This is a genomic window from Roseomonas sp. BN140053 (assembly GCF_047690175.1).
Lineage (GTDB): Bacteria > Pseudomonadota > Alphaproteobacteria > Acetobacterales > Acetobacteraceae > Roseomonas.
Window position 1 is genome coordinate 1 of record NZ_JBLLEB010000077.1, and the last position, 3,792, is coordinate 3,792.

Here is a 3,792-nt window from a genome sequence, read left to right on the forward strand (position 1 = left end):
ACGGCGCCAGCCAGCGCCCCAGTTCCATCTGCCAACCAATGCCCGACACCATGATCGCCTCCGATCACACCAGATCAGAGCGTCCCGCGATCTCCCAGGTTCCGGCAGACTGCCAAAGTAGTGTTAGGCGGCGTGGACAAAGCTGATCCATAGTCTGATCGCGGCGAGTTGGACGAAGCCGAGGAAGCTGGTGGCGGTGTGGTCGTAGCGGGTGGCGACGCGGCGGTGGTTCTTCAGGCGGTTGATGCAGCGCTCGATGCGGTTGTGTAGGGCATAGAGCGGCCGCTGGACGCTGTGCTGGATGCGTCTGTTGCGCCTGGTAGGGATTTCCGGCCGGCCGCCGCGGGCACGGGCATCCTGGCGGATGGCATCGCTGTCGTAGCCCCGATCGGCGAGCAGGATGCCGGGATCGCTGTCACGCTCCTCCATCAGCCTTGCGTAGGCGGTGCTGTCGTGCGCCTCGCCGGGTGTCAGCGTCAGGCCGACCGGCAGGCCATGGGCGTTGGTGCGGAGGTGGATCTTGGTCGAGAAGCCACCGCGCGAGCGCCCAAGACCCTGGCGGCGAGCCCCCCTTTTGCGCCCGCCGCACAGTGATGGGCCCGCACGATGGTGCTGTCGATCATCTGCAGGGCATCGGCATCACCACCGCCGTCAGCCAGGGCCTGCAACAAGACGTCCCAGAGGCCGGAGGTGGTCCAGCGCCGGTATTGCTGGTCTGGTCCGTCATAGGCGAGCGGTATCAAGCTTTCAGAGCGTCGCTCATGCCTAGCGCCTCAGTAGCCGTACCCCGGCGCCGCCGCCGATCTCAGGGATGAACTCGATGCCCGCCGCTTCAAGTGCATTACGGATCGCACGGGTGGTTCTTGGGCGCAGTTCTTGCCGTGCCAATTCAAAACCCCGCACTGTGTAGTCGGCAATTCCGGACTGCACCCCTAGTTGAAGTCGTGTCCATCTGAGGAGCTCGCGCGCCGCGCGGCACTGCCCTGGGGTCAGGGTGTTCAGTCGCAGCAATCTCACCTGAGTCCTGCCGTCAGTCTCGGCAACAAACTCCATACCGGCTGCTTCCAGGGCCGCGCGCATCGCGTCCACCGTGCGCTGACGTGTCCGAACCCTTCCTTGCTCGAAATGACGAACTGTTAGACAGCAAGTACCGGACGAGACGCCGAGCCGTTGAAGGCTCCACCCAAGGAGTTGTCGCGCCTCCATGCATTGTGCCGGGGTCACGCAACGTGGTCCCGCAGCTGTGTGCCAAGCCTGCTACCGTTTTCGGGATTGAACTCGACGCCGGCGGCCTCCAAAGCCTCCCAGATACCTTGCCGCTTGCACGACTGCGGCACGCCCTTGCCCTTCCCAAGGTGCGGAACAGCCGCGAGAGCTACCACTGCCAGTTCTGCCAGTTCTGCCAGTTCTGCCAGCTCATGCAGCCCGAGTTGCAGCCCAGCCCGAGCCATGTGGCATTGAGCGGGGGTCAAGTCCCTCCGTCCCGTAGGCGGACCCCCGCTCCAGCGCCGTTCTCGGGGATGAACTCCACGCCTGCGGCCTCTAGAGCTGCGCGGATCGCAGCACGGTTGTCGGAACAAGTGGTGCGGGCTTCTCGCTCGAAATAAACCAGCGTCATGCGGTTCAGCTTAGCCGCAGCAGCAAGCTCCGCTTGGCTCCACCCCAGCATCGCGCGGGCACCTCGGCACTGGGCCGCCGAGAATGAGCTTTCTTGCAAGCGTCGGCCTTTCTCACTGCAGGGAGCTGACAGGCCAAGCACAATGCCTTAAAATTGATATAAAGCCAAGTTTAAAGTACCTAAGTGAGGAGCTGCCACCTTCTGCTGGCCCGCTTAACCGCAGCCCGCTCATAGGGGTCAGCCGGCTATGGCTCGCCACGCCCTTGGCGCCTCCGCCCTTCACCGGTCGTAGGTCGGAGTTGCTTGAAGGTGGACTGCGCATGCTCGCCATCCTGCGCTGGCCGGCTCGCGTGCCGGCGGGCACGACGACGGAACGGCCGAGCATGAGTTTGAACTAGCTGCCTACTCCGATCGCCCGCATCGTCTCCACCACCAATTTACTCTGTCCAGTTAGCACCGCGTGTCCGATCCGACGCCGCGCCATTGCCGCCTCCTACGCCGGCCCGATCGAATCAGATCGCCCCGCCTCGCGACAACACCTCCCGCGCACAGGTCTCATGAGTCCGAAACCACCAAAACTGCACAATTAAATCATTTTTTGGATGCTTCTCGCGCGGTATAGAAGGGTCATCTCCAACTGCTCTAGAGCCAACATGAACGACCAAACTACCTCGACCCCGCATGAAGCCGAACTGATTGCCCAAGCCGGCCGGCTCGGGGGCCTCACTTACCACTATCGCGGTGCCACCGTTGAGGCGACCGCCGCACCTGGCGCGAAGATGCTAAACTGGTGTCTGAAGTCTCCGGGGCACCCTTCTGATGGACAGCTCTTTGCCTCACGGGAGGAGTGCATGCAGTTGGTAGATTACTGGTTGAACTAGCATTACAGTTGCAGTTTGAGGTGATCTCTGAATCCATGGCGGACCATGGTTTGGAGATCATGGATGGCGGGCGCTTCGATCGAAACGACGCTGGAACTCTGGGCGTCCTCGCTGCGTGAGGTCAAAGCACGCATCCGGCCACTGTTCGCCCAGGAGAGGGTAGCGGCCTCCGCCGGGCTGTTTCTGGACGGCCTGCTGGGAGCCGAGCGCCGCAAGACAGGCTGGATGCGGGCTGAGGCGGCGGGCGATCCTGGGCCATGGCGCCAGCAGGCCATTCTCGGCCGCGGCCGCTGGGAGGCCGATGCGCTGCGCGACATGGTGCGAGACTACGTGGTCGAGCATTTCGCCGCAGAGGATGCCGTGCTGGTCATTGATGAGACTGGCTTCCTGAAGCAGGGCCGCGCCTCCTGCGGCGTGGGGCGGCAATACACCGGCTCGGCAGGCAAGATCACCAACTGCCAGATCGGCGTATTCGCGGCCTATGTGTCACGGCATGGCCACGCCCTCATCGACCGTGCCCTCTATCTGCCCAAGCGCTGGACGGATGATCCGGCGCGCATGGCTGCGGCCCATGTTCCTCCAGGAATTGGCTTCGCAACCAAGCCTGCCATGGCACTCGGCATGATCCAGCGTGCCATCACCGCGGGCGTGCCTTTTGGCTGGGTCGCGGCTGACAGCGTCTATGGCGTCGGCGACATCGAGATGGCGCTCCGCCGCGCGGGCAAGGGCTATGTGCTCGGCGTCAGCGCGACGTCATCCTTCAGTTCGTGGATCGGCAAGCCTGAAGTCGCAGGAACAGCGGAGGACATCGCCCAGGGTCTCGATCCTGCCGCTTGGCGGCGCCTGTCTGCTGGTCTGGGCACGAAGGGTGAGCGCCTGCACGACTGGGCGTACCTGGACCTGGCGGATCTTGAAGCTGCTGAGTTCAGTTCAGGAGCAAAGGGTCTATGGACGCGCGGTCTGCTGATCCGCCGTCACATCGCCGATGGCGAAATGGCTTACTTCACCACCTGGTGCCCGGCCGGAACGCCGATCGAGGCGCTCGTTGCTGTCGAGGGGCATCGCTGGGCCATCGAGGACAGTTTTGAGACCGCCAAGAACGAACTCGGTCTGACGCACAATGAAACCCGGTCTTGGCACGGCTGGCACCGCCACGTCTCTCTGGTGATGCTGGCCCTCGCCATGCTGGCGGTGATCCGCCACCACGCCAATCAGCCGGCGCCCCAAAAAACACAGAAGCAGCCCCGGGCACTGCGGAACCCATCCGGTGGTCGATCCAGGAAATCCGCTGCA

The 3,792-nt window shown here is 63.6% G+C and carries 3 protein-coding genes; 1 reads left to right on the forward strand and 2 read right to left on the reverse strand.

From position 1 onward, the window contains the following. Positions 1–123 precede the first annotated feature (123 nt). Both ACLIBK_RS25325 and ACLIBK_RS25330 read right to left on the reverse strand, forming a co-directional pair. Positions 124–591: an IS5 family transposase gene (locus ACLIBK_RS25325; RefSeq protein ID WP_415390081.1), complete on the reverse strand. Its 468-nt coding sequence runs from the start codon at positions 589–591 to the stop codon at positions 124–126. A gap of 174 nt (positions 592–765) precedes the next feature. Next, entirely contained in the window at positions 766–1,002 is a 237-nt protein-coding gene (locus ACLIBK_RS25330; protein WP_415390082.1) for a transcriptional regulator, read from the reverse strand. 1,542 nt (positions 1,003–2,544) lie between these two features. On the opposite strand from ACLIBK_RS25330, the gene ACLIBK_RS25335 reads away from it, so the two are divergent. Further along, the coding region (locus tag ACLIBK_RS25335) for an IS701 family transposase (protein ID WP_415390080.1) at positions 2,545–3,792 on the forward strand (1,248 nt) is incomplete at its 3' end.